Source organism: Streptomyces sp. NPDC057638 (assembly GCF_042800315.1).
Lineage (GTDB): Bacteria > Actinomycetota > Actinomycetes > Streptomycetales > Streptomycetaceae > Streptomyces.
Genome location: NZ_JBHVHF010000023.1, coordinates 24,148 through 48,884, shown reverse-complemented (window position 1 = coordinate 48,884; position 24,737 = coordinate 24,148). Strand labels below are relative to the sequence as shown.

20 protein-coding genes, 1 tRNA gene and 1 pseudogene are annotated in these 24,737 nt (G+C 70.9%); 12 read left to right on the top strand and 10 right to left on the bottom strand.

Annotated features, from left to right (window positions below):
• Window positions 1-326: 326 nt before the first annotated feature.
• The 3 genes from ACFVIM_RS05880 to ACFVIM_RS05870 form a co-directional block, all read right to left on the bottom strand.
• Complete coding sequence (locus tag ACFVIM_RS05880; protein ID WP_384298966.1) at window positions 327-1,043, bottom strand: NDP-sugar synthase; 717 nt, start codon at window positions 1,041-1,043, stop codon at window positions 327-329.
• Between the two features lie 38 nt (window positions 1,044-1,081).
• Entirely contained in the window at window positions 1,082-1,504 is a 423-nt protein-coding gene (locus ACFVIM_RS05875) for a hypothetical protein (protein WP_384298964.1), read from the bottom strand.
• 272 nt (window positions 1,505-1,776) lie between these two features.
• Window positions 1,777-2,913 (bottom strand): ABC transporter ATP-binding protein, encoded by a 1,137-nt coding sequence (locus tag ACFVIM_RS05870; RefSeq protein WP_384298961.1) that lies wholly within the window; start codon window positions 2,911-2,913, stop codon window positions 1,777-1,779.
• Window positions 2,914-3,089: 176 nt separating this feature from the next.
• On the opposite strand from ACFVIM_RS05870, the gene ACFVIM_RS05865 reads away from it, so the two are divergent.
• Window positions 3,090-3,163 (top strand) — tRNA-Thr (locus ACFVIM_RS05865).
• Window positions 3,164-3,298: 135 nt separating this feature from the next.
• On the opposite strand, the pseudogene ACFVIM_RS05860 reads toward ACFVIM_RS05865, so the two are convergent.
• Both ACFVIM_RS05860 and ACFVIM_RS05855 read right to left on the bottom strand, forming a co-directional pair.
• A pseudogene (locus ACFVIM_RS05860) lies at window positions 3,299-4,771 on the bottom strand (tyrosine-type recombinase/integrase); the annotation flags it as partial.
• The gene (locus ACFVIM_RS05855; protein ID WP_384298959.1) at window positions 4,768-5,631 is read right to left on the bottom strand and encodes a helix-turn-helix domain-containing protein; all 864 of its coding nucleotides are present in this window, start codon (window positions 5,629-5,631) and stop codon (window positions 4,768-4,770) included. The pseudogene ACFVIM_RS05860 and the gene ACFVIM_RS05855, both read right to left, overlap by 4 nt.
• 135 nt (window positions 5,632-5,766) lie before the next feature.
• Between ACFVIM_RS05855 and ACFVIM_RS05850 the strand changes: the two genes are divergently transcribed.
• From ACFVIM_RS05850 to ACFVIM_RS05840, 3 genes are all read left to right on the top strand, one after another.
• Window positions 5,767-5,997 (top strand): hypothetical protein, encoded by a 231-nt coding sequence (locus ACFVIM_RS05850; RefSeq protein ID WP_384298975.1) that lies wholly within the window; start codon window positions 5,767-5,769, stop codon window positions 5,995-5,997.
• A 124-nt stretch (window positions 5,998-6,121) separates the two neighbouring features.
• Window positions 6,122-6,610, top strand: coding sequence for a hypothetical protein (locus ACFVIM_RS05845; RefSeq protein ID WP_384298957.1), 489 nt, complete (start codon window positions 6,122-6,124; stop codon window positions 6,608-6,610).
• Complete coding sequence (locus ACFVIM_RS05840) at window positions 6,607-7,710, top strand: AAA family ATPase (protein ID WP_384298955.1); 1,104 nt, start codon at window positions 6,607-6,609, stop codon at window positions 7,708-7,710. Before ACFVIM_RS05845 ends, ACFVIM_RS05840 begins: the two co-directional genes overlap by 4 nt.
• A gap of 1,166 nt (window positions 7,711-8,876) precedes the next feature.
• Here the strand turns inward: ACFVIM_RS05840 and ACFVIM_RS05835 are convergent.
• Window positions 8,877-9,161 (bottom strand): hypothetical protein, encoded by a 285-nt coding sequence (locus ACFVIM_RS05835; RefSeq protein ID WP_384298952.1) that lies wholly within the window; start codon window positions 9,159-9,161, stop codon window positions 8,877-8,879.
• A 200-nt stretch (window positions 9,162-9,361) separates the two neighbouring features.
• Here ACFVIM_RS05835 and ACFVIM_RS05830 point away from each other — a divergent pair, with 200 nt between their 5' ends.
• From ACFVIM_RS05830 to legP, 5 genes are all read left to right on the top strand, one after another.
• Window positions 9,362-10,294: a Scr1 family TA system antitoxin-like transcriptional regulator gene (locus ACFVIM_RS05830; protein ID WP_384298951.1), complete on the top strand. Its 933-nt coding sequence runs from the start codon at window positions 9,362-9,364 to the stop codon at window positions 10,292-10,294.
• Window positions 10,251-10,373 (top strand): DUF397 domain-containing protein, encoded by a 123-nt coding sequence (locus ACFVIM_RS05825; RefSeq protein ID WP_384298949.1) that lies wholly within the window; start codon window positions 10,251-10,253, stop codon window positions 10,371-10,373. The genes ACFVIM_RS05830 and ACFVIM_RS05825 overlap by 44 nt, the downstream gene beginning before the upstream one ends.
• A gap of 811 nt (window positions 10,374-11,184) precedes the next feature.
• Window positions 11,185-13,575, top strand: coding sequence for a transglycosylase domain-containing protein (locus ACFVIM_RS05820; protein ID WP_384298946.1), 2,391 nt, complete (start codon window positions 11,185-11,187; stop codon window positions 13,573-13,575).
• A 790-nt stretch (window positions 13,576-14,365) separates the two neighbouring features.
• Complete coding sequence (locus tag ACFVIM_RS05815) at window positions 14,366-15,382, top strand: hypothetical protein (protein WP_384298944.1); 1,017 nt, start codon at window positions 14,366-14,368, stop codon at window positions 15,380-15,382.
• A 168-nt stretch (window positions 15,383-15,550) separates the two neighbouring features.
• Window positions 15,551-17,407 carry a Dot/Icm T4SS effector Zinc-dependent metalloprotease LegP gene (gene legP / locus ACFVIM_RS05810; RefSeq protein WP_384298943.1) on the top strand — a complete coding sequence of 619 codons (1,857 nt, stop codon included), beginning with the start codon at window positions 15,551-15,553 and terminating at the stop codon, window positions 17,405-17,407.
• Between the two features lie 251 nt (window positions 17,408-17,658).
• Here legP and ACFVIM_RS05805 read toward each other — a convergent pair whose 3' ends face one another.
• Window positions 17,659-19,059, bottom strand: a complete 1,401-nt coding sequence (locus tag ACFVIM_RS05805; RefSeq protein ID WP_384298940.1) for an NAD(P)/FAD-dependent oxidoreductase — start codon at window positions 19,057-19,059, stop codon at window positions 17,659-17,661.
• A 151-nt stretch (window positions 19,060-19,210) separates the two neighbouring features.
• Between ACFVIM_RS05805 and ACFVIM_RS05800 the strand changes: the two genes are divergently transcribed.
• The gene (locus tag ACFVIM_RS05800) at window positions 19,211-20,101 is read left to right on the top strand and encodes an aminoglycoside phosphotransferase family protein (RefSeq protein WP_384298973.1); all 891 of its coding nucleotides are present in this window, start codon (window positions 19,211-19,213) and stop codon (window positions 20,099-20,101) included.
• A 24-nt stretch (window positions 20,102-20,125) separates the two neighbouring features.
• Complete coding sequence (locus ACFVIM_RS05795) at window positions 20,126-20,599, top strand: GNAT family N-acetyltransferase (RefSeq protein ID WP_384298938.1); 474 nt, start codon at window positions 20,126-20,128, stop codon at window positions 20,597-20,599.
• Window positions 20,600-20,749: 150 nt separating this feature from the next.
• On the opposite strand, the gene ACFVIM_RS05790 is transcribed toward ACFVIM_RS05795, so the two are convergent.
• The 3 genes from ACFVIM_RS05790 to ACFVIM_RS05780 all read right to left on the bottom strand — a co-directional run bounded on the left by ACFVIM_RS05790 (window position 20,750) and on the right by ACFVIM_RS05780 (window position 23,335).
• A complete protein-coding gene (locus ACFVIM_RS05790; protein WP_384298936.1) occupies window positions 20,750-21,247 on the bottom strand; it encodes a hypothetical protein in 498 nt (165 codons plus the stop codon).
• A 174-nt stretch (window positions 21,248-21,421) separates the two neighbouring features.
• Window positions 21,422-22,054 carry a response regulator gene (locus tag ACFVIM_RS05785; RefSeq protein WP_384298933.1) on the bottom strand — a complete coding sequence of 211 codons (633 nt, stop codon included), beginning with the start codon at window positions 22,052-22,054 and terminating at the stop codon, window positions 21,422-21,424.
• Window positions 22,055-23,335 (bottom strand): sensor histidine kinase, encoded by a 1,281-nt coding sequence (locus tag ACFVIM_RS05780; RefSeq protein WP_384298931.1) that lies wholly within the window; start codon window positions 23,333-23,335, stop codon window positions 22,055-22,057.
• Window positions 23,336-23,606: 271 nt separating this feature from the next.
• On the opposite strand from ACFVIM_RS05780, the gene ACFVIM_RS05775 reads away from it, so the two are divergent.
• A complete protein-coding gene (locus ACFVIM_RS05775) occupies window positions 23,607-24,158 on the top strand; it encodes a heme-binding protein (protein WP_384298929.1) in 552 nt (183 codons plus the stop codon).
• Window positions 24,159-24,737: the final 579 nt, after the last annotated feature.

The following is a 24,737-nucleotide window of genomic DNA, read 5'->3' as shown; positions in this document are numbered from 1 at the left end:
GGTCAGCGGTGGCCGCCTCTTCATATGTCGCACGGGTCCTCGGAGAGGCCGGGAACGCGCCGAGGTTCTCCCTCCGGGCCTCGGCGCGGCACGCGCGTCTCTGTGGGGCGCACAGGGCCACGACGCGCTTCCTGGGGGCTGTCGCCACAGGGACCCCAGCGGGGGCTGCCCAGCCTCCTGGGCCGCTGGGGGGAGACAGCGCGTGCCAGGGCACGGCGGGCAGGCGGGGGTTTGACGGCACGACCAGGGGTGCGCGTGATGATCCCGGGTGTCCTCAGGGGCTGTGAGGTGTCGCGTGACGAGAGCACCGGGCCACGGCGCGGCGATCAGCGATCGGCCAGTTCCTTCGCCGCCTCGGTGAGGTCCTTGGCGGTGTCGATGGCGCGCCAGTACGCGCCATTCGGCAGGGGGTAGCCCGCGAGACGGCGTTCCCGGGCGAGTCCGGGGAAGGTGGTGCGCTCGTGGTCGCCCTGGTCGGGCAGGAGGCCGGTGAAGGCCGCGGAGAAGACGTACACGCCCGCGTTGATGAGGTAGGGCGACGGCGGCGCCTCGATGAAGTCGGTGATGTGACCGAAGGCGTCGGTCTCGACGGCGCCCCAGGGGATCCGGGGACGGGCGAGGGCGAGCGTGGCGGTGGCGTCGCGCTCGGCGTGGAAGGCGGCCATCTCGCGCAGCGAGAAGCGGGTCCAGATGTCGCCGTTGGTGGCGTACCAGGGGAGGTCGGGCCGGGGCAGCCGGGCGGCGGCGTACTTGAGGCCACCGCCGCGGCCGAGCGGCTCGTTCTCGACGACCGTGGTGACGCGCAGCGGCAGATCGGCGGTCTCCAGCCAGCTCTGGAGAACATCGGCGAGATGGCCGCAGGAGATGACGGCGTCGGTCACGCCCTCGGCTGCCAGCCAGGACAGCTGGTGGCCGATGATCGGGGTCCCGGTCCCCGGGATCTCGACCATCGGCTTGGGGCGGTCGTCGGTGTACGGGCGCAACCGTGAGCCCTGGCCGCCCGCCAGGATCACGGCCTGCGTCGGATACGTAGGCGTATGCATGCCGTGAACGATATGCGGCGCCGGTCGCGGGAGGCGGATCAGCTCCCCTGGGTGCGCTGCGCGACTCCGTACGCGAACGAGGTGTCGCAGACGGGCTTCGAGTAGCTCTGGGCGCGGGTGGGGCCGAAGCGGTCGACGGCGGCCTGGCCGAGCGCGCGGGCGATGGACATGCAGTGCTGGGCGAGGGAGGGGCGCGACTCCACGACCCTCTGGAGGTGGGTCAGGGCGACGCCAGGGTCCTTCTCCTGGAGTTCGGTGAGGAGCTTGTCGCGCAGGACGTCCTGGGGGGCGCGCGACGTGGCGCGCACGGAGACGTTCTGGGAGGAGGTGGTGAGCAGCTGGGTCTCACGGGACTGGCCCGCCCACGGGACGCTGGTGACCGCGAGGGTTCCGGAGAGCACCAGGACGACGGGCAGGACGAGGGCGAGGGTGCGGCCGATTCGGCGTGCTGTGTGGGTCACGGGGGCGACTGTAGCGGGCAGTGATGATTTGGAGACATTCAGTCACTCTGGTGGGGGATGGTTCGATGAACTCTTTCGAATCATGGGTTGACGTCATGTCCTGAAATGCCGGACGAGTGAGGGGCTTTGGCCGGATATGCGAGTGGCCCCGCGCGAGACGCGCGGGGCCACTGCGGAGGATCACGCACCCGTCAGGGGCGCATGGTGCCCAGCCGGTGAGCCGCCCGGTGCGTGGACCGTGCGGTCCGTGAGCGGCTCAGACGCTGCGGGGCTCAGTCGGTCAGACGCTCACCGGTGGAGGTCGAGAAGACGTGCAGCTCGCCCACGCGCGGGACGACGTGCAGCTCGGCGCCCTTCTCCGGCACGGCACGGCCGCCCACGCGGACGACGAGGTCCTTGTGCTCGCCGCCGACCTGGGCCGAACCGTAGACGAAGCCGTCGGCGCCCAGCTCCTCGACGACGTTCACGGAGACCGCGAGACCGGCCGGGGCGTCCTTGGAGTCCTTGGAGAGGGAGGCGGCGGCCTCGCTGTTGTGCTCCAGGACGTCGAAGTGCTCGGGGCGGACGCCGACGGTGACGGTGGTGTCACCGCGGTCGGCGGCGGCCGTCAGCGCCTCGCGCGAGACGGGCACGACGCTGTTGCCGAACTTCACACCGCCGTCGGTGATCGGCACCTCGACCAGGTTCATCGCCGGGGAGCCGATGAAGCCCGCGACGAACATGTTGGCCGGGCGGTCGTACATGTTCCGCGGGGTGTCGACCTGCTGGAGCAGACCGTCCTTGAGCACCGCGACGCGGTCGCCCATGGTGAGGGCCTCGACCTGGTCGTGGGTGACGTAGACGGTGGTGATGCCGAGACGGCGCTGGAGGGACGCGATCTGCGTACGGGTGGAGACACGCAGCTTGGCGTCGAGGTTCGACAGCGGCTCGTCCATGAGGAAGACCTGCGGCTCGCGGACGATGGCACGGCCCATCGCCACACGCTGGCGCTGACCGCCGGAGAGCGCCTTCGGCTTGCGGTCGAGGTACGGGGTGAGGTCGAGGATCTTGGCGGCCTCTTCGACCTTCTTGCGGATCTCCGCCTTGTTGACGCCGGCGATCTTGAGCGCGAAGCCCATGTTGTCGGCGACGGTCATGTGCGGGTAGAGCGCGTAGTTCTGGAACACCATGGCGATGTCCCGGTCCTTCGGCGGCAGGTGCGTGACGTCGCGGTCGCCGATGCGGATGGCGCCGCCGTTGACATCCTCAAGCCCGGCGAGCATCCGCAGCGAGGTGGACTTGCCGCAGCCGGAGGGGCCGACGAGGACGAGGAACTCGCCGTCCGCGATGTCGATCTGGAGCTGGTCGACGGCGGGCTTCTCCGAGCCCGGGTAGATCCGGGTCGCCTTGTCGAACGTGACGGTAGCCATGGAGGTGTTTCCCTTCACCGGCAGGAACGTGCCGGACGATCCGAGTAAAGGATTGGTGTAGTCCACCTGAGTGGGTTGGAGGCGACGCTACCTGGCGTTTTCTCGTCTGTCAGTAACGGGATGGGAACGAGATTCCCCGTGGGGCCGGGGGCGGGGTTGGTTACACTGCTGTGGCTGCCTCCTTAGCTCAGCTGGCCAGAGCAACGCACTTGTAATGCGTAGGTCGTCGGTTCGAATCCGACAGGGGGCTCGGGTGAGCCCCCAGGTCATACACGTTGTGACCTGGGGGTTTCTCGTTTCCAGGGGTGTTGGTGGCGGGTGTTGGGGTGGGCTGGTCGGGGGTGGGTGAGCCCGAGGTGAGCCCTTCGGTGCGGGAGATGGCCCTGGGGACGAGCCGGGCGGTGGCTTCGGCGGCCTCGGCGGCGACTTCGGGAAGCACGCTCTGGTAGATGTCGCGGGTGATGCGGGTGTCACTGTGGCCGAGCGTCTCGGAGACGATCTTGATGTCGACTCCGGCCGCGAGCATGAGGGTGGCGGCGCCGTGGCGGAGATCGTGGAGCCGGACCGGTGGCAGGCCACTGAGGTTCACGAGCCGTTCGAAGTGGTCGGAGAGCCAGCCCGGGTGGAGCCACTCGCCGTTCTCCTGGGTGAAGACGCGGCCGGTGTCCTGCCACGCCTCGCCCCACGCGAGGCGCTCGGTTGCCTGTCGGGCGAGATGGGTCCGCAGGACCGTGGCGGTGTCGGTATCGAGCGCGATCACGCGGGAGCCGCTGTCCGTCTTCGGCTCGCTCTCGCGCACCTCCCAGCCGTCCTGGACGAGCTGGGTGGCGATGGTGAGCGCCTTGGCCGGGGCGTTGATGTCCTGCTTCCGTACGCCGCACGCCTCACCGCGCCGGAGCCCCCGGAAGGCGATCAGGTGGAAGAGCGCGTAGAGCCGGTCCTCGGCGATGAAGTCGAGGAACGCCCCGGTCTGCTCCGGGGTCCACACCATGACGGGTGACGGCTTCTCGCCGGTCGCGCGCCACCGCTCCACCAGGTCGGGGGTCCAGATGAGGGCCTTGGGCCGCTTTCCGGGCTCCAGCTCGACATGGGCGGCGGGGTTGAAGGTGATGATCCCCTGGGGGATCGCGTCGTTCAGGGCGGCCCTGAGCGTGGCACGGATGTGGATCTGGGTGGAGGGCCCGGTGGTGCGCCGGAAGGGCGCCATGAGGGCCAGGGCCTCCCGCTTGCCCCTCCGCGCGCCCCTGCCCCGGGTCCGTCCCAGTTCCGCGACGGCTTCGCGGCGGAGCGCGTTGGCTTCGAGGATCTCCAGGTTGGTGGCGCTGATCGCGGCGAACATCTCATCGAGATGGGGGACGCGGAGCCGGTCGAGACGCAGATGCCCGATGCGGGGCTTGAGGTGCACGCGTATATCGCACGCGTAGCGGTCGTGGCCGCTCTTGCGGAGCCGCTTCTTTCCCGCAAGCCAGAGATCGAGCCACTCGCCCACGGTGAGATGGGCGGTGAGGGACTGGCCGGTGCCGAACTTCCGTTTCGTCTCGTCGTAGTCCGGCAGGGGCTCGCGCGTGGCCGAGACGGACTCCAGGAGATCACCGACCCTGGTGCGCCCTTCGGTGTCGTCCCTGCCGGGGATGCCGAGGAGGGCGCGGACGGCGTCCAGGTCGGCTTGCGCCTTGTTGGCGGTCTCGTATCCACCCCGGCGGAAGGTGCGGCGGGTGCCGTCCTGGCGGGGCGGGAGTTCCTGGCGCACGTTCCATTGGCCGTGGCGACGCTGTGAGAACTTGGGGCAGGACTGGCCCCACTGTTTGCCCGTGGCCGGGTTACGGCAGGCGCAGCGACGGAACGTCGAACCTTTCACTGAGAGTCCTCCTCGCTCTCGCGGGGCGCGTCTGGGATCTCGTCGGCGGGCTCGCCCGCTGTCTCCGGTAGTGGCTCCTGGCCGACGCCATAGCCTGTGTATTCGACGGAGCCATCGGGGTTCGTGTGGCCCCGGACGTTGGTCATCTCCGTGAGCCAGCGCCAGTCCTCCCGTACGGGTGCGTCCAGGTGGGTCAGCGGGTCGGGGAGCGACGGCAGGCGCAGACCGTCCTTCCGCAACCGGTCCCGCTCACGGCGGATGTGCGGCTCGTACGAGGTGGCGAGCCGGTCCTCCTCCCTGGCCCGTTCGTGCAAGCTCTCGCGCTGCTCCTCCGTCGTCTCGGGGAGTTGGGCGTGCTTCATGGAGGCGCGGGCCCGCATCCGGGCGCGCTGCCAGTGCTTGACGAGGTCCTCCAAGGCTCGGTAGCTCATCAGTCCGGCGCGGTCGTCCTGCCACTCCTCGATGGCGGCCAAGGAGACCCCGAAGGGCGACTCCCCTTCGGGAACGTTGACCGCCCGGTAAGCGAGCGGCCCCTCTCCGGTCACCCACTGCATGGCCGCGTACGGGGGGATGGCGTGACCGGGCACGATCTCCACCTCTCCCTCTTCGGCCACCGGGCAGAGCAGTGCTACGGGCGCCACGCCAAGGGCTTTGGCCAGGACAAGCCACTCGGGTACGGAGACGGTGGGGCGCCGCCCGCTCTCGAAGTTGGCGAGCACCGACCGGGCCATGGGGAGCCCCAGTTCGGCGCACCGGTCGGAGAGTTGTTGGGCGCTCATGCCGAGCGCGGTTCGGTGATGCCGGACCTGTGCGGCGATGGCCTTGGAGAAGCTCGCCGCCCATGTGTCATCGGTTGTCATGGAGAATCACAATACCTGGATTGATTGACATCGAACAGCGCTAGACGTGATTCTGTGATGAAGAAGCAACGACTGATGAGGAGTTGCCACGTGACATCACAGATAGAGGTCGAGGGGAAGAGCCTCACGCGAGGCATGACCCAGGACGAACTCCTGGCCCTGCCGGTGAGCGTCTCCCTGGAGACCGCGAACCGCGCCCTGAGCCTGGGGAGGACCACGGGGTACGAACTCGCCCGGCGCGGTGAGTACCCCGTGAGACTGCTCCGCCTGGGGAACGCCTATCGCGTCGCCCGCGCGGATCTGCTCCGCTACTTGGGTGTTGACGCGGACCGGCGCGGGTCTGGGGTGCCGGAGAGGCGCTCATGAACGCGCTCCCATGGGTCACGCGACGGGTGCCGCACTCAGTCGTGACACGGCCCCCGGGGCCGAGCGCCGCCGCGTCGCGATGGTTCATCCGTCTGCTGGAGAGCGCCTGAGAGGGGGGTAGGCCATGTTCTCCTCGCGGAGCGTCGGTGACGATCGTGAGCGGGTTCCGTCCGCCCCTCCGGAGGCGTTGGCGGAGGAGGTGACCGGTCTGCGGGCGGAGGCGCAGATAGCCGCGCTGGAGGTCACCGAGTGGCCCGTGTACGGGTCGTTGGCGTGGCTTCGGCTGAGCCCTCGCGATCCGCGCTGCTACGCGGCCACGCTGGAAGCGGCGGAGCGGTACCGGCGTGCGGAGGCGGACCGGGTACGCCATGAGTGGCTCATGGATCACGATCCCGAGGTCTGGTGGCGGGAGGCGATCGGGGGAGCCGATGCCATTGCCGCCCGACTGGGGCGCGCGCTCGCGGCGCGCCGTACGGTCGGTGAGATCCGCGCCGCGCGGCACCGGAGCCAGGTCAGTGTCCCGCGTCCGCTTCGCGCTACTCCGGGGTGGCCACCGGTCGCCGTTCCGGGTCAGCCGGGGCGGTACCTCACTGCGGGCGGGGAGGGAGGGTGACCACCGCATACGAAGATGTCGTGCCGCCCGGCGACATCCTGACCGCAGGTCTGGACGCTCCCGCCGAGGACAGCGACCACGTGGACATTGACTGGGGTGATGTCGAACCCCAGCACGCGGCGCAGCACGCTCCCTCCGCGTTCACGCCCGGGGGAGCGTTCTTCCACAAAGTGCCGGACATCCCGCCCACGGTGTGGGGGGCGGGTAGCGATGTCCTATGGGCGGAGGGAGAAGCGTTGCTGGTCGCCGCGCCCCAGGGGGTGGGCAAGACCACGCTGTCCCACCAGCTGATCAGGGCGCGGCTGGGGCTCCAGGACAGTGTCCTTGGGTTCCCGGTGGCCCCGGGGCGGCGGGTGCTGCTCCTGGCGATGGACCGACCGGGGCAGACCCGGAGGGCCGGTCACCGGATCTTCGCCGGGGATGACCCCGCGCTCCTGGACGACCGGCTGATCGTCTGGGAGGGCCCGCCTCCGTACGATCTGGCGAAGCAGCCGGACATCCTCGCAGCCCTGTGCGCCAAGGCGAGGGCGGACACAGTGGTGGTCGACAGCGTCAAGGACGCGGCCCTGGGGCTGGCGGAGGACGCGGTGGGCGCCGCGTACAACCGCGCCCGGCAAAAGGCGCTCGCCGAAGGCGTCCAGGTGCTGGAGAACCACCACGTGATCAAGCGGGGGCCGAACGGGGCGAAGCCGAACACGCTCGCCGATGTCTACGGGTCGACATGGATCACGTCCGGGGCGGGGTCGGTGGTGATGCTCTGGGGTGAGGCGGGAGACCCGATCGTGTCCTTCCGGCATCTCAAGCAGCCGGTGAACGAGGTGGGGCCCTTCGACCTCATCCATGACCATGAGGCGGGAACGACATCGGTGAAGGACGCGGTGGATCTCCTTGGCCTGGCCAGGATGGGTGGGGTGCACGGGCTGACCGTGATCGGCGCGGCAGAAGCGCTTTACGGGACACAGAAGGTCGAGCGTGCTCAGAAGGAGAAGGCGCGGCGGAAGCTCGACGGCATGGTCAAGACCGGGAAGCTGACCAGGAAGGCGCCCCTGGCTTCCGGTGACCCCGCTCGCTACTACCTCGCCCGTGCCGATGCGGTCTGACCGGCGGGGGTACACGCCCGGGGTACACGCACCCGGTCCCCGTGTACCCGCACGGTCCCCCCGCACGCAGGTGCACGGGTCCTGCATCGCCGCAGGTCAGAACCTACACGTGGGGGTGCATGCACCCACACGCGCTCGGTGCGCACGGTTCCCACCTCTTTAAGAGGTGGGAACCGTGCACCCTCACCGCAGAACACCAGAAGCCCATCCGGTTCCTGGCCCTTCCCGCGTGTGTGAGGGCGCCAACGCCCTGACCGCCAACCCGGGGTTCGCTGCGGGGTGCGACCGGTCGCGACGGCTTCCGCGCGCGCGGGGCTGGTGATGGAGGTGGGCCCCGCCCCCGGGCGTGGGGGCGGGGCCCGGGGCGGTGAGCGCGTTACCGCCCCCTGCCCGGGGTGACGGATCCCCGGGGCCCGCTCGCCCGGTGAACCGGGGACGGCGAGCGAGTCAGAGAGACCGCCCCGCCCGTGGCGCTGGCTCACGGCCACGGGCGGGACGGGTGGGCGCGCCTCGGACCCGACCAGAATCGAGCCGCGCCCGTGCGGGAGGCAGTGCGAGCCCCGCACATCACCGGTTGTGGCAGCCGGTGGACCTGGGTGGGGTTCCGTCTCCCGGAAGGTGGGTGGAGACGGAACCCCAAGGGGGTGGCCACCGAGTCCACCCGCAGCCCCGGGGACACAGTCCCGGGACGTGCGTGCTCACCTCGGGGGTGAGCGGTCAGGGAGGGCCCCGCCCGGTCGTGGTGCGGCTACCGGGCGGGGCGGGCGGGTGTGAGCACCCCCAGTGCGTCCGCCCGGAGCCCCCGTCCGCAGGAGCCCCCCATGCACCGCCCGGCACTGCCGGACGGGATCAATGGATCTGTGGCCCCACCCACTCAGCGAGAAAGGCGGGTGGGGCCACCCCGGGGACCGCACGCACCCCGGGCCGCTCCCCAACCCCTCATCCAAAGCCGGGAAGCGACTGTGCGGCTCCCGTCCCGGTCGTCGGCACAGACACCGGACCGGAGCCTGACTGCGGGCCGCAGGAGCGCTACGGCAGGAACGAGGGCACCCACTCGGTACGGAGGAGCACCGCCCCCGCCAGGACGACCGAGGTCCCCAGGGTCAGCGCGCAGTAGAGGAACCCCTCCACCGCATCACCTAACCGACTCCTCCGGTGCGCCCCCATCACGGCCTCGGATCCCTGGACGCCACATCCGGACGGGCGCCACTTCCCCCGCCCGCGTCCACCTGCTCCAGGTCGTCCCCGTCCAGGGCGACCGTCTCCGGCGCCCGCAACCCCGGCGCGACCAACGCGGGCTCCGACTCCGTCGCGGACAGCGCCGCCTTGATGTCCTCGTACAGGGCACGGAGATTGCCCGGGGTGAGGGTCAGCGCCGCGTCCACGCGATGCCCATTCGTCGTCAGCCCGAACGGGACCATGAACACGGGAGGCTGACCATTCAGCTCCACCCGGTACAGCAGAGTTCCGCCGGGGGCGGTGTTCGGCCACGCGTTCGCAATGGAGTCGGGCGGCGGACAAGGCATGGCAACAACCTCTTCTCGGGGAGGTGGGGGGCGGTTCGCCTGTGGTTACAGCCTGGGGGCGCGCCGGTACCCTCCGGAAGGGGTCCCAGGTTTACGAAACCTGCCGTAAAGAAAGGGAGTTGGGGTTGGGAGTCGACACGTCAAGATCGCTTGCGGCCCTGTACGGCGATCGAGTTAAGCGGGCGCGAGCGGCGGCGGGGCTGACCCAAGCGGCGCTGGGAGCCCTGGTGCACGTCGCCAACACACGCATTGCGCAGATCGAGGGAGCCAAGGGCGCTCGCCCGCCACTGGACCTGGCTCGTCGGCTTGACACGGTTCTGCGGGCGGACGGGCTGCTGATCGACCTCTGGCCACATCTCTATCGAGAGGTCTACCCGGAGTGGTCGCAGGAGTACATGGAATCGGAGCAGCGAGCGGTCAAGATCCTGGCCTACGCGGGTCAGTCAGTGCACGGGCTTCTTCAGACCCCCGAGTATGCGCGCGCAATGCTCCGTCTCGGTAAGACGATCCGGACGAAAGAGAAACTGGAAGAGCAAGTCGCGCAACGATTGGCGCGACAGGAACGCCTTGTTGGGGATGACCCGCCAATTCTGAAGGTAATTCTTGATGAGGCGGTACTCCGGCGACCGGTAGGCGGACCAGAAGTGATGCGAAGCCAGTTGCGGGCGCTGCTCCAGGCCGCTGAGCTGCCAAAAGTGAAGATCCACGTCCTGCCTTTCGAGACAGGGGAGCACGGGGCGATGGGCGGATCACTCCACCTGGTGACCTTGCCGGACGAAACGAGGATCGCTTATACGGAAGGCGCGGACACGGGGACTCTTTTTCGGGAGCCGAAATTGGTTGAGCCCTACGTGACCTCTTATGACGAACTTGCCGCTGAGGCTCTACCATCGGGCATGTCGTTGACCTTGATCCGTTCCGCTATGGAGGGCAAAACGGATGCGCGCTTCAGTCGATCACAGCTCCGCCGCTTGGCGACGGTCCAGCTACAGCAATCAAGAGGGGGGCGCGTGCGTGGAGGTGGCCGACGGCGTTCCGGGGGCGGTGCCGGTGCGTGACAGCAAGGTGCAGAACGGCCCCGTGGTCGTGGTGGGCGCGGCCGCGTGGAGCGCGTTCGTCCAGGACGTGAAGCGCTGACCCTCGTACGCCTTCCCGCTGACGTACGGGTGGCCCCGGGGTCGGTACCCCCGGGGCCACCGTCATGTGATGTCGGACACCCCTCTACCGTCTCCCACCACCCATTTCATGAGGTGGAGAGTGAGCCCGAGGTGAGCCCGGATGCCTTGGGGAGGGGCGGCACGGGCCGAACGGAACTGATCAGGTCACCCTCTCTGACCAGGACGGACCGACTTCTACCGGATCTTGCGACATCAACGGGCCGCCTTCGTATTGGACTTGTAATGCGTAGGTCGTCGGTTCGAATCCGACAGGGGGCTCGGGTGAGGGCCAGGTCAGAACTCTTCTGACCTGGCCCTTTGCGTTTCAGAGGATGCGGCGTCGGCGGCGGGCGCGGGCGGCGCGGGGGGTCCCGGTCTCTGTTCGAGTCTCAGTGGGGGCGGGTGAGGCTGGTTGGGAGGGGGTTTGTGGGTGGTGCCGGCGAGTCCGGTGGGGGGTCCGTCGGGGTGGGGGTGGGCGGTCGGGGAGGTGGGGCTTCGGGGATGCTTGGGGGTGGGTGCAACTTTTCGTGGCCCCTGGCGCGTTCTCCGGGGGTGGGGGCGGAGTGCGAGGGGGTGGCGGGATGGGGTGTTCCGGTGGTGGCCGTCGCCACGGCCGTACCTCGCCGGTCGCGGGAACCAGGGCCGCCGGTGGTGCCTCCTCAACAGTGCGGGATCTGATCGAGGAGTGGCCGCCGTGACGTGAGAGCGGGGCCTGTCCGGCCGTGACAGCCCGGGGTTCCCCTGGAGGGCGCCCTCCGAGAAAGTCCATAACTAAGCAAAAGGTTTATTTCATGCCAGTGAAACGCTTCGGCAAGGACCGCTCCGGGAGGGGGCGGGCCGCCAGGTTCCTCGGCATCAGCGCGCTCTCGGGAGCGGTGCTGGCGGGAATCGCGCTGCCCGCCGTGGGGGCGGTCGGGCTCGCGGCCAAGGGAATGGCCAGTAAGTTCGACGAGCTGCCGTCCAATCTGAAGCGTCCTCCGCTCAGCCAGCGCACCACCATCCTGGACGCCAAGGGCGACACCATCGCCTCGGTCTACTACCGCGACCGTACGGTCGTCCCGCTCACGGACATCTCCCCGTATATGCGCAAGGCGATCGTCGCGATCGAGGACTCGCGCTTCTACGAGCACGGGGCGATCGACCTCAAGGGCATCCTGCGCGCGCTCAACAGCAACGCCCGCTCGGGCGAGGTCACCCAGGGCGCCTCCACGCTGACGCAGCAGTATGTGAAGAACGTCTTCGTGGAGGAGGCCGGGAACGACCAGGCGAAGTTCGCCGAGGCCACCCAGCAGACGCCCGGACGCAAGATCCGCGAGCTGAAGTACGCGATCCAGGTCGAGGAGGAGCTCGGCAAGGAGAAGATCCTGGAGAACTACCTCAACATCACCTTCTTCGGCCAGCAGGCCTACGGTGTCGAGGCGGCCTCCAAGCGCTACTTCTCCAAGTCGGCCAAGGATCTGAAGCTGGAGGAGGCCGCGCTGCTCGCGGGGCTGGTCCAGTCGCCGAGCGTGTTCGACCCGGTCAACTCCCCGCAGGCGGCGACCAAGCGGCGGAACATCGTCCTCCAGCGGATGGCCGAGGTCGGCGCCGCGCCCCAGGCGGAGGTGGACCGGGCGAAGGCCACCCCGATCCAGCTCAAGGTGTCCAAGCCGAAGAACGGCTGCATCACGGCGGTCAAGGGCGCGGGCTTCTTCTGTGACTATGTGCGCAAGGTCTTCCAGTCCGACCCCGTCTTCGGCAAGACCCCGGAGGAGCGGACGGAGATCTGGAGCCGCGGTGGGCTGACGATCAAGACCACCCTGGACCCGAAGGCGCAGGACTCGCTCCAGAAGTCGGTCAAGGAGCATGTCTTCAAGTCGGACAAGGTCGCCGCGGCCATGACCATCGTCGAGCCCGGCACCGGCAAGATCCAGGCGATGGGCCAGTCGCGTCCGTACGGCTTCGGCAAGAACGAGAGCGAGATCAACTACTCGGTCGACCGGAAGCGGGGCGGCTCGAACTTCGGCTTCCCCGTCGGGTCGACCTTCAAGCCGTTCGTCGCCGCGGCCGCGCTGGAGGAGGGGCGGCCGGTGAACCAGAGCTACACCTCCCCGTACCGCATGCCCTACCCCGACCGTATCGCCAGCTGTGGCGGGAAGAACTGGCGCAACGGTGGCGGTGCCACCGTGCAGAACGAGCTCCAGAGCGAGGTCGGGCCGTACCCGCTGCGGACGGCGATGGCGAAGTCCGTCAACACCTACTTCGTCCAGATGATCGAGGACATCGGTCTCTGCCCGGTCGTCGGTATGACGAACAAGCTCGGACTCTTGCAGGGCAATGGCGCCAAGCTCCCCGTGGAGCCCTCGGCGCTCACCCTCGGTTCCAACGGCATGTCCCCGCTGACCATGGCGAGCGCGTACGCGGCCTTCGCCAACCGGGGCACCTACTGCACCCCGATCGCCATCGAGTCGATCACCACGGCCGAGGGCAAGGCCCTGCCCGTGCCGAAGAGCCGGTGCGCCAAGGCGATGAGCGAGAAGACCGCCGACTCCATCAGCGAGCTGCTCAAGGGCGTGGTCTCCGACCAGGGCACCGGCAACTCGGCCGGTCTGGACGGCCGGGACAACGCGGGCAAGACCGGTACGACGGACGGTCGGCGCAACGCCTGGTTCGTCGGCTACACCCCCAACCTCTCCGGTGCCGTCTGGGTCGGCAGCCCGACCCAGTCGGTGGAGATGTTCGGCATCCGCATCGGCGGCGAGTACAAGGCCAAGGTCTTCGGCGGTGATGTCCCCGGTGCCATCTGGCGCGACGGGATGAACGGCGCGCTGGAGGGCGAGGACGCCCCGTCCTTCACCAAGGTGGCCATTCCCGAGGCCACCCCCGAGAAGGACCGCTCCGGTGGTGAGGACCGGGACGGGGACCGTGGTGAGGGTCGCGGTGAGAACGGCCGTGGCGACGGTGACCGGGAGCGGGGCCGTGACCGTGGCAACGGCGGTGATGGCGACGGCGGCGGTGATGGCGACCGTGGCCAGGGCGACGGCGGCGGCGGTGACGGCGGTTCCGGCAACGGCGGTTCCGGCAACGGTGGCTCCGGTGACGGTGGTTCCGGTGACGGTGGTGACGGCGGCTCCGGGAACGGCGGGGACGGCGGCGGCGACGGCGACGGCGACGGCGGATCCCAGGAGGGTGGCGACGGCTGAGTCTCCGCCCGCCCGGGCGGCGGGCGCTCCCGGCGGGCGGGGGAGCGGCCGTGCCACGCGGGTGATCCACGCGCCCTTGACAGGGTGGCGGGATTCCCGTCGTGAATCTGGCGGCCCTCGGGCGCCCGAGCGGGCGTCAGCGGATGCACCGCGGTATCCAGGGATATCGCGCTGAATCCGCCGGCGGTGACCCCGGACCGGGCCCGCCCGCCCACCGTCGTACGGCCCACGGCATGCCGTGGGCCGTCGGTCATTCTCGTGAGGTCATATCCATGAGCTGGTCATAAAGATCTATCTCATGTATGGAGAAACCCTCATGTGGCGTAGCGGTATCGCCCATTTGCTGCGCATCAGGGCCGCACGGACCTCGTTGTGCGGAATATGACGAGAGCAAAGACCCCACCCGCGGTTGCAGCCTCGCGCGTGGCCGACACGGCAACGGCCCGAAGGGGGACGAGGGGGACGAGGGGAACATCGGAGTCCGTCCCCGGCTCCGTGGACGGTCCCCCCGGCCGCCCCACGGACGACCCGTCCGGACATGGCTCCTCCGGACATGGCCCCTCCGGACACGATGACGCGTTCGGCAGTGGGGCCGATCCGCAACGGGGTGCGAACGACCCGTTCCGGTCGGACCACGGCCGACTCCGGTGGGAGGGACGGCCGACCGGGCCCCTGTCCGCCGTACCGCCGGAGGGGGACGGGGACGCCCGCCGTGGACCGGTCGAGGACGCCCGGTGGGGGCGTGTTCTCGGCGGGGTGCGCGGGGGTGTGCGGGTGGAGCGCTGTGCCCATGCATGAGGAGCAGCACGGTCCGCATGGTCTGTACGGGCCCGGAGCGCGGCCCGAGGCCCATCCGCACCCCGCGTGGCGCGATCCGCACACCGGGACCGGCCCCTACCCTCCCCTCGACCCGGCGACCGGGCAGCCGCAGACGGCCATGCCGGACGGGGCCGCTCCGCTCGATATGGAGACCCTGGAGACGGCCTGGGACCTGACGGCTGAGCTGGAACAGCTCCTCCAGCGTTCGGCGGAGCGCGAGTACGACACCATCCCCGGCTTCGGCCCCCCGGTGGACCCGCCGGGCGGCGGACCGCTGTCGATCCTCGACGGGCCGGGGCCCGCGAACGAGCCGCCCGCGCAGACCGCGCCCGCGAGCCACCGCCGTCCCGCGCCCGTCCGCGCCTCCCGGAACGTTCTCGTCCGGACGGTCAGTGGCGCCATCGCCGCCCTGGCCGCCGTCATCGGTGTGGTGGTCGGTCTCCTCGGGGTGTTCGCCGCCCTCGATCCGCTCTGGCAGATCGCCGACCGCCGTGACCCGACCGTCCTCGGCGACTGGTGGCCCGTACTCGTCTACGGGCCGTGGGCCGTGGCCGCCCTCGCCATCCTGCGGGCCTGTCTGCACCGTCGGCGCGCGCTGCACTCCTGGACCGTCGTCCTCTTCTTCTCCGCCGTCGCCGTCGTGCTCTGTGTCCTCCAGGCGCCCAGGACGCTCGCGGACGGCGCCGCCGCCGCGCTGCCGCCGCTGGCCGCGCTCGCCTGCTTCCACCAGCTCGTCCGGCTGATCACGCTGCTGCGACCACCCCGGCGCGCCCTGTCGCGCCGCCGCCACCGGTCCCGCCCGTCGGGGGCCAGGCCGGGCCGGCCGGGCGGCGGGGCCGCCGTCACCAAGGCCGCGCAGGGCGCGCTGCCGCTGTCCGGCGCGGATCCGCTGGCGGGGGGCGAGGGCGAGAGCGTACGAGGGGGATCCGCCCGGCAGGGGTCGGCGGGCGCCAGGTCGGGCGGGGGCGAGACGCGAGCGGGGTGGTGAGGAGTGGCGGGGGCGGCCGGGGCGTGCTGGCGGGTGCGAGTTCCCCTGTGATTTCTCTGGTTGTCATACGTTCACGCCTCCCCTTGTGGCTGGCATATCCCCCCAGTACGTTCCAGGAAATAGTGCACCCATCGGTGGGGCGGGGAGCCGCTCGGCGGAGGAGTGACCATGTCCGGGACAGAGATCCGTGCGGCGGAAGAACGGCGGGGTGAATTCCGTTCTTCCGGGTCGGTGAGAACCGGTCTGGTCGACGGAGTGAGTTTCCGGGCCCGGTCCGTTCGTTATGTGGAGATCGACGGGCTCGCGCTCTTCGAGGGGGACATCGTCCTCGGTACGGTCGAGGAGGTCGAACGGCGGACGGAGGAGCTCGCCGCCCGCGCGAGTGATCCCGCGTCCGCCGTCATCGCCGTCGGCCGGGAACCGCGCTGGCCCGGTGGGCTCGTACCGTTCGAGATCGATACGGCGCTGCCGCAGCAACAGCGGGTCTACGACGCCATCGCGCACTGGCAGGGCCGTACCCCGATCCGTTTCGTCCAGCGGACGACGGAGAACGCGCACCGGTTTCCCGACTATGTGCGGTTCATATCCGGTGGCGGTTGTTCCTCCGCCATCGGACGGAAGGGCGGCAGCCAGAGCATCACCCTCGGTCCCGGCTGCGGCATAGGTAACGCCATTCATGAGATCGGGCATACCGTCGGCCTCTGGCATGAACAGAGCCGGGAGGACCGCGACGGCTTCGTCACCGTGGTCCGGGCGAATATCACACCCGGTTATGAGCACAATTTCGATCAGCGGATCGCCGACGGCGACGATATCGGCCCCTATGACTACGGCTCGATCATGCACTATCCCCGGAACGAGTTCTCGCGCGACGGCCAGGACACCCTCGTCCCGGCCGCCCCCGGTGTCGTCATCGGGCAGCGGACCGCTCTCAGCGAGGGGGATATCGCCGCCGTCCGCGCGATGTACGGGCCGTCGCCGGAGTCGGGGCCCGCCGTCTCCTGGGGCCCGAACCGGCTGGACGTCTTCGGCGTCGGCACGGACTCCACCCTGCTGCACACCTGGTGGGACGGGACCGGCTGGCGCCCCGCGGGGAGCCGGTGGCAGTCGCTCGGCGGGGTCTGCGCCAGCCGTCCGACCTCCCTCGCCTGGGGCCAGGACCGGCTGGACGTCTTCGCGGTGGGCACCGACTCGGCGCTCCACCACACCTGGTGGGACGGGACCGCGTGGCGGCCCTCGACCGGGGAGTGGGAGTTCCTCGGCGGGGTCTGCGCCAGCGCGCCGGAAGCCGTCTCCTGGGGGCCGGGCCGACTCGACCTGTTCGTCACCGGAACCGACTCCGCCGTCCTCCACAAATGGTGGGACGGGAACTCCTGGGGGCCCTCGGCCGTGGGCTGGGAATCGCTGGGCGGTACGGCCACCAGCGTTCCGCTCGTGGTCTCCTGGGGCGCCAACCGGCTGGACGTCTTCGTGGTCGGCACCGACTCCGCGCTCTGGCACAAATGGTGGAACGGCCACGCCTGGGGACCGTCGGCCCAGGGCTGGGAGTCCCTCGGCGGAGTCTGCCGGGGCCGGCCGGGCGCCGTCTCCTGGGGCCCGAACCGGCTGGACGTCTTCACCGTGGGGACGGACTCCGCGATCTATCACAAATGGTGGGACGGGAGTTCCTGGGGACCGTCGGCGCGGGGCTGGGAATCACTGGGCGGCACGGCGACGAGCCCGCCCGCCGCCGTCTCCTGGGTGCCCAACCGGCTGGACGTCTTCGTGGTGGGCACCGACTCCGAACTGCACCACACCTGGTGGGACGGCGGCGGGTGGCGCCCCTCGGTCCGGGAGTGGCAGTCCCTCGGCGGGGTGTGCACCAGTCCGCCGTCGGTCGTGTCCTGGGAGCCGGGGCGCCTCGATCTCTTCGTCCGGGGCGCGGAGTCGTCGATCCACCACAAGTGGTGGGAGGGGACGGCCTGGGGGCCCTCGACCAAGGGGTGGGAGTCGCTCGGGGGGAGCGTCACACGCTTCTCGGAGTGAGCGGAGTCCGCCGTCGCTCGACGCCGTCGCTCGACGCCGTGGATTCGCTGCCGTGCTCGTGTCGCTGCTTGGCCCCGCTGGATCCCTTGGCCCCGTTGGATCCCTTGGCTCTGTCGGCTCTGTCGGATCCCTCGGATCCGTGCTCTCGCCTCCGTCTGGTTCTGAGGCTTCGTTCCCCCGCCCGCCTTCAGGACGCCCCGCCACCCGCCTCCATGCGCTCGGCTTCGCCCGCTCGCCCCCCTCCCCAGGCCTCAGCCGTGCCGCCCCGCCACCCGGTCCGCCAGCCGCGCCACCCGGTCCGTCGCCGCCGAGTGGCCCCGGGACTCGCGCCGGTCCGCGCCCCGGTACGCCGCGTACATCGCCCGCACCCCCAGCCACCGCAGCGGCTCCGGTTCCCAGGTGCGGACCCGGTGCCCCACCCAGGGCAGCCCGGTCAGCTCCGTCTCCTCCTCCCGTCCCGAGTCCCGCTGGATCAGATCGCGCAGCGTGCGCCCCGCCAGATTGGCCGTGGCGACGCCCGAGCCGACATAGCCGCCCGCCCAGCCCAGGCCCGTGGACCGGTCGAGTGTCACCGTGGCGCACCAGTCGCGCGGCACGCCGAGCACCCCCGACCAGGCATGGTCGATACGGACCCCCGCCGCCCGGGGGAAGAGCCGGACGAGCAGTTCGCGCAGGGCCCGCACGGTCGCGGGCTGGGTGTGGCCGTCGTGGTCGGTGCGGGAGCCGTAGCGGTAGGGGACGCCCCGGCCGCCGATGGCGATCCGGTCGTCGGCCGTGCGCTGGGCGTAGAGATAGGCGTGGGCCATGTCGCCGAGGGTCTCGCGGCCGTCCCAGCCGGTCGACGCCCAGAACTCCAGGGGCAGTGGCTCGGTGACGACCATGGAGGAGTTCATCGGCAGCCAGGTGCGGCGCTGCCCCTTGAGGGAGGAGGTGAACCCCTCGGTGCAGCGCAGGATGTAGGGCGCGCGGACCGTCCCGTACGGAGTGACCGCGTGCCGGGGCCGGATCTCGGTCACCGGGGTCGACTCGTGGATGGTCACCCCGAGCGCCTCGACGGTCGCCGCGAGGCCCTTGACCAGCTTCACCGGCTGGATCCGGGCGCCGTGCGGGGTCCAGGTCCCGGCGACGGCGCCGTTGACATGGATCCGGGCGGCGGTCTCCCGTGCCCCGTACAGTTCGCGGTCCGTCTCGCCGAAGGCCACCTCGGCGTCGTGGAACGCGCGCAGCCGGGCGGCCTGGGCCGGGGTGCGGGCGACTTCGAGGACCCCGCCCCGGTGGAGGTCGGCGTCGATGCCCTCCGCCTCGGTGACCCGGATGACCTCGTCGACGGTGTCGTTCATGGCCCGCTGGAGGCGCTGGGCGCTCTCGTGGCCGTGCAGCGCGGCGTACCGGTCGCGGCCCGCGATGCCGTTGTAGAGCCAGCCGCCGTTGCGCCCCGAGGCGCCGTAGCCGCAGAAGTTGGCCTCCAGCACGGTGATGGACAGCTCGGGCGCCGCCTTCTTCAGGTAGTACGCCGTCCACAGACCGGTGTAGCCGCCGCCGACGACGCAGACGTCCGCCGTCCGGTCACCGGAGAGCGGCTCACGGGGGAGGGCGAGGCCGTCCCGCGCGAACCAGTACGAGATGCCGCCGTTGACGGTGCGCGTGGTCATGTGTGGATGTCCCTGCTGGTCGGAAGGGTGCCCGAACGCCGCCCGGGGCTGATCGACGGCGCGTGGCGACGACTGTAGGCGAGGACGTGCCCTCCTGCCGTGGGCGTACGGCACGGAAAACCGGAGCGCCGATCGGCACTGTGTCCATACGATCGCGGGCGTGATCGAGATACCGGAGGAGTTCACGGACGTCCAGCGCAGATACGGAGGGGAGGCCGGACGCGCCTTCCTCGCCGAACTGCCCCGACGGGCGGAGCGCTTCCTGAGGCGCTGGGAGCTTCGGCCGGCGGGCGCCCCGATGCACGGCTGGGGCGCGCTCGTCCTGCCGGTGGTCCGCGCGGACGGCACCCGCGCCGCCCTCAAGCTCCAGCGGATCGACGACGAGAACGCGGGCGAGGGGGACGGGCTGCGCGCCTGGGACGGCGACGGCGCCGCCCGTCTGCTCGCCCGGGACGAGGAGACCAACACCCTGCTGCTGGAGTGGCTCGACGGGGGCCGCTCGCTCAACGACGTCCCCGGGGTACGGGAGGCACTGCCGGTCCTCGCCGGGCTGATGGCCCGGCTCACCGCCCGCACCGCCCCGCCCGGACTGCGCCGCCTCGGCGACCTCACCGCCCGGCTGCTCACCGCCGCGCCCACCGTGATCGCCACCCACCCCGACGCCGACGAACGCGGGCTTCTGAAGGACTGCGCGGCGGCCGTGCGCGAGGTGGCGGACGAGTCGGGGGACGCCCTGCTCCACTGGGACCTGCACTACGGCAACGTGCTGGCCGCCGGGCGGGAGCCCTGGCTGGCGATCGACCCCAAACCACTCGCCGGTGACCCCGGCTTCGAGCTGTTCCCGGCGCTGATGAACCGGTTCGACCCGGCCGGGACCGACTGGCGGTTCGACCTGATGACCGAGGTCCTGGCGCTCGACCGGGACCGCGCCCGGGCCTGGACCCTCGCCCGGATCCTCCAGAACGGCCTGTGGCACATCGCGGACGAGGAACCGCTCTGGAAGGAGGAGGTGTCCATCGCTCGGACGCTTCTGGCCAGGTGAGCGCGGGCGCCGCATGCTGACCCCATGATCCGTGCAGCGCTGCCGTCCGACGTCCCCGAGATCCACCGCATGATCCGTGAGCTGGCCGAGTACGAGAAGGCCGCCGACGAGGCCCGCGCCACCCAGGACCAGCTCCACCAGGCCCTCTTCGGCGATCATCCCGCCGCGTACGCGCATATCGCCGAGACCGACGGCGGCGAGGTGGCGGGTTTCGCCCTGTGGTTCCTGAACTTCTCGACCTGGCGCGGGGTGTCGGGCCTCTATCTGGAGGACCTGTACGTCCGCCCCGGGCACCGGGGCGGCGGCTATGGCAAGGCCCTGCTCACCGAGCTGGCCCGGGTCTGTGTGGCGCGCGGGTACGAGCGGCTGGAATGGTCCGTACTGAACTGGAACACCCCGTCCATCGCCTTCTACGAGTCGCTGGGCGCGCGCCCGCAGGACGAGTGGACGGTGTACCGGCTGACGGACGAGGCGCTGGCGGAGCTGGGGCGGGCGTAAGGGCCGCCCCCCCGCCGGGAGTGCCCGTCCGAACGCGCGGGAAGGCCCCGGCGGCGGGCCGGGGCTCAGAGCCGGACCGTACGGAGAGCCGGGCCGTACGAGAGGCGGGCCGGGGCTCAGAGCCGGACCGTACGGAGAGCCGGGTCGTACTCAGAGGCGGGGGAAGCGGGCCTGGATGTCCCAGATCGCCGGGTTGTCCGCGAGGTCCTCGTGCAGATCGGTCAGATCCGCCACCAGGTCGTGCAGGAAGTCCCGGGCCTCGCGCCGCAGCTCGGTGTGGGAGAAGGTCAGCGGGGGCTCACTCCCCGGCATCCAGTCCGCCTCCACGTCCACCCACCCGAACCGCCGCTCGAAGAGCATCCGGTCGGCGGACTCGGTGAAGTCCAGCTCCGCGTACTGCGGCTTCGCCGCGCGGCTGCCCAGCGGGTCACGGTCGATCCGCTCGACGATGTCGCAGAGCGCCCAGGCGAAGTCGAGCACCGGGACCCAGCCCCAGGCCGTGGCGACCTCACGGTCGGCCTTGGTGTCCGCGAGGTACACATCGCCGCAGAAGAGGTCGTGGCGCAGGGCGTGGACGTCCGCGCGCCGGTAGTCCGTCTGCGGGGGGTCGGGGAAGCGGTGGGAGAGCGAGTAGCCGATGTCGAGCACCTCCTGATGCTCCCACGCCCTCTCCGCACTCCCGCGCGCCGTCCCTCTGCCCGGCCCACGGGGTCCGTGCGCGGGCCCGGCTCCGTACGGGTGCGCGCCGGGTCTCCGTACGGCCGCCCGCCCCGTCTCCGTACGCGCGGAAGCGGCGGGGAACGCCCCGGCGCAGGGCGGGGCTCAGGACAGCAGACGCCGCTCGTTCGCCACGGAGACCGCGCCCGCCCGGGTATCCACGCCCAGTTTCGCGTAGATCCTCCCGAGATGGGTCTTGACCGTCGCCTCGCTGATGAACAGCGCGCGGGCGATCTCCCGGTTGGAGAGCCCCCGGGAGAGCTGCTGGAGGATGTCCGTCTCGCGCTCGGTCAGGGAGGGGCGCCCGGTGCCCCGCATCCGGTCCATGACCCGGCTGGCGACCGGCGCGGAGAGCGTGGTGCGGCCCGCCGCCGCCGCGCGGATGGCGGTGAAGAGCTCCTCCGGGCGTTCGGCCTTCAGCAGATAGCCGGTGGCGCCCGCCTCGATGGCGCGGGTGATGTCCGCGTCGGTGTCGTACGTCGTCAGGACGAGGACATGGGTCGTCCCGGACGCGATACGGCGGGTCGCCTCCACCCCGTCGATACCGGGGCCGAGCTGGAGATCCATCAGCACCACGTCCGGCGCCAGCTTGGCGGCCATCGCGACCGCCTCCTCACCACTGCCCGCCTCGCCGACCACCTCGATGTCGGGTTCGCTGCCGAGCAGGGCGAGCAGACCGGCGCGGACCACGGCGTGATCATCACAGAGCAGGATCCGTACGGACGGTACGGGGGTCATTCAGTCCGCCTTCACGGGAGAGACAGGCACGGGAGAAACCGGCACGGGGGACGACGGGGGCAGCGGGGCGAGCGGTACGGCCGCCGAGACCACCGTGCCCTCACCGGGCGCGGACTCGATCGTCAGCACCCCGCCGAGCTGCCGCAGCCGGGCCCGCATCGCCGCCAGACCATGGCCACGGACCCCGCCCCGGCCGCCCCCGGCGGTGGGCGTGAAGCCCCGGCCGTCGTCGGCGATATCGAGGACCACCTGATCGTCCAGATGGCTGAGGGTCAGCGCGGCCGTGGTGGCGGCGGCGTGCTCCCGTACGTTGGCGAGCGCGCCCTGGGCGATCCGCAGCAGCGCCGACTGCACCCGGTCCGGCAGAGGGGCGACCGGAGCACCGTCCACATGGAGACGGACCCGGAAACCCTCCGCCGACTCGCGCTCGGCGAGCACGCGCAGCGCCTGCGCCAGGCCACCGCCCTCCGCCAGATCGGCGGGCGCCAGATCGTGGACGAAACGCCGGGCCTCCGCCAGGCTGCGGTCCGCGATCGACTCGGCGGTACGGACATGGCCCCGGGCCCGCGCCGGATCGCTGTCCCAGGTGCGCTCGGCGGCCTGGAGCAGCATCTGCTGGCTGGAGAGCGACTGCGCCAGGGTGTCGTGGATCTCCATCGACAGCCGCTCCCGCTCGGCGAGCGCGCCCTCGCGCCGCTCGGTGGCGGCCAGCTCGCGCCGGGTGGCGAGGAGATCGTCGACCAGGGCCTGGAGCCGCTCGGCCTGGCGCCGGGTGTGGATGAAGACCGTCGTGGCGAGCACGGTCACCGCCGGGGGCAGCAGAAAGAGATTGGGGTCGAGACCGTCCCGCAGCCGCCACTCCGCGATCACCACCAGCACACAGAGCACCCCGACCAGCGTCACGGCGGCCCGGGTCGGCAGCGAGCGCAGCCCGGTGTAGATCAGGGGCACCGCGCACCAGGCGAAGCTCGGCGCCAGCAGCACGATCACCACATAACAGCCCACCACCAGCGCGAGCCGCACCAGATCGGCCCGCGCGTACCGCGCGGCCAGCCGGTGACCGGCGAGCTGGAACACGGCCAGCGTCACACTCAGCCCGATCACCCATGGCACCCGGGGGTTATCCGGGTGGTTGATCAGATAGCGCAGCAGCGACCCGGCGAGCAGGGCCAGGAACGCGGTGTTCATGACCGTGTCGAGCCAGCGGGTCTCCCGGTCGGCGCCCCGCTCCTCCCGGACGGGAACGGCGCCCCGGTCCCGGACGGGAACACGGTCGGGCATGGTCGGTCTCCTGGCGGAACGGCACGGTGGACGGAAGGGATCCGGCGGGGCGTACGGAGAGAACGGCGGAAGCGACTCTCACCAGGCCCTTCTCCGCATGGTGACCCGGGCGGGCCAGCGCCGCATCAACCGTTCGGCTGACCCGGCCCTCCTCCATGATGCCTGGGCGACGCAGCCAGTACGACGACGGCGAGGGCCCGCACCAGACCTGAGGATCGATGGCAGAAGGTCTCAGCGACCACAGGAACCCAGCTCACAGGAGCCAACGATCATGAAGAAGATGACCCTGCGCGCCCGCGTCCTCACTGGTGCCGTCGCCGCCGCCGCGCTCGGCGCGGGCACCTTCGGAGCCGTGTCGGCGAGCGCCTCCACCCCGGCCGCCGAGTCCCGCGCCGCCGTGAAGACCGACACCTCCAGCCGGCACCTCCAGCAGACCACCCACCTGACGATCGACGCCGCCTCCCGCGCCGCCCAGGCCGCCCTCGACGCCGCCGAGCGAGCCGGACAGCGAGTCACCGTCGCCGTCGTCGACCGCAACGGCAACACCCTCGTCACCCTCCGCGGCAACGGCGCGGGCCCGCAGTCCTACGAGTCGGCCGAGAAGAAGGCATTCACCGCCGTCTCCTGGAACGCGCCCACCTCCGAACTGGTCAAGCGGCTCGAATCCACCCCCAACCTCAAGGACATCCCCGGCACCCTCTTCCTCCCGGGCGGCACCCCGATCCAGGCCAAGGGCGCCCCCATCGCGGGCATCGGCGTCGCGGGCGCCCCGAGCGGCGCCCAGGACGAAGAATTCGCCCGCGCCGGCGCTGGCGCGCTGTAATTTTTTGCGGTTGCTCGCCTCCGGGGCGCTTTAGTCGAGATTCTCGCGTCCGACGTGCTCGATCGCTCGTTCCTCGCGATCTCCGCGCGACGGCCACGACAACTCGACGCGCCCCTTTGGCTCGCAACCGACCTCGGGTAGGTCGAGTCCTCACACGGAGCTACTCACCGGCAGAACCGCCTTGAGCGAATCCGGTGGTGGGGCTCTCACGGGGAGTCCGGGGGTGTGCGTTCTTCGCCCGTTGACAACGGTCAGGGTCACACCGGCGGTCACTACCGCAGCCGGGGGTCAGGGGGCACGTTTGGGGGGTGCAGGGTCGCCCCCGCAGGGAGTGGCGGGTGAACCCGGTCTCACCGGACAGGGGCGTCTCGTCCGCCGCTCCCGAGGAGGTGAGCCCGGAGGCCCCCGAACCCCGCAGAGAGAAGACAGCGGCAGCGACGGAACCACCCCCGACCGGTCAGGGTCACAGGGGCAGGTACCGACGCAGCCGGGGGTCAGGGGGCACGTTTGGGGGGTGCAGGGTCGCCCCCGCAGGGAGTGGCGGGTGAACCCGGTCTCACCGGACAGGGGCGTCTCGTC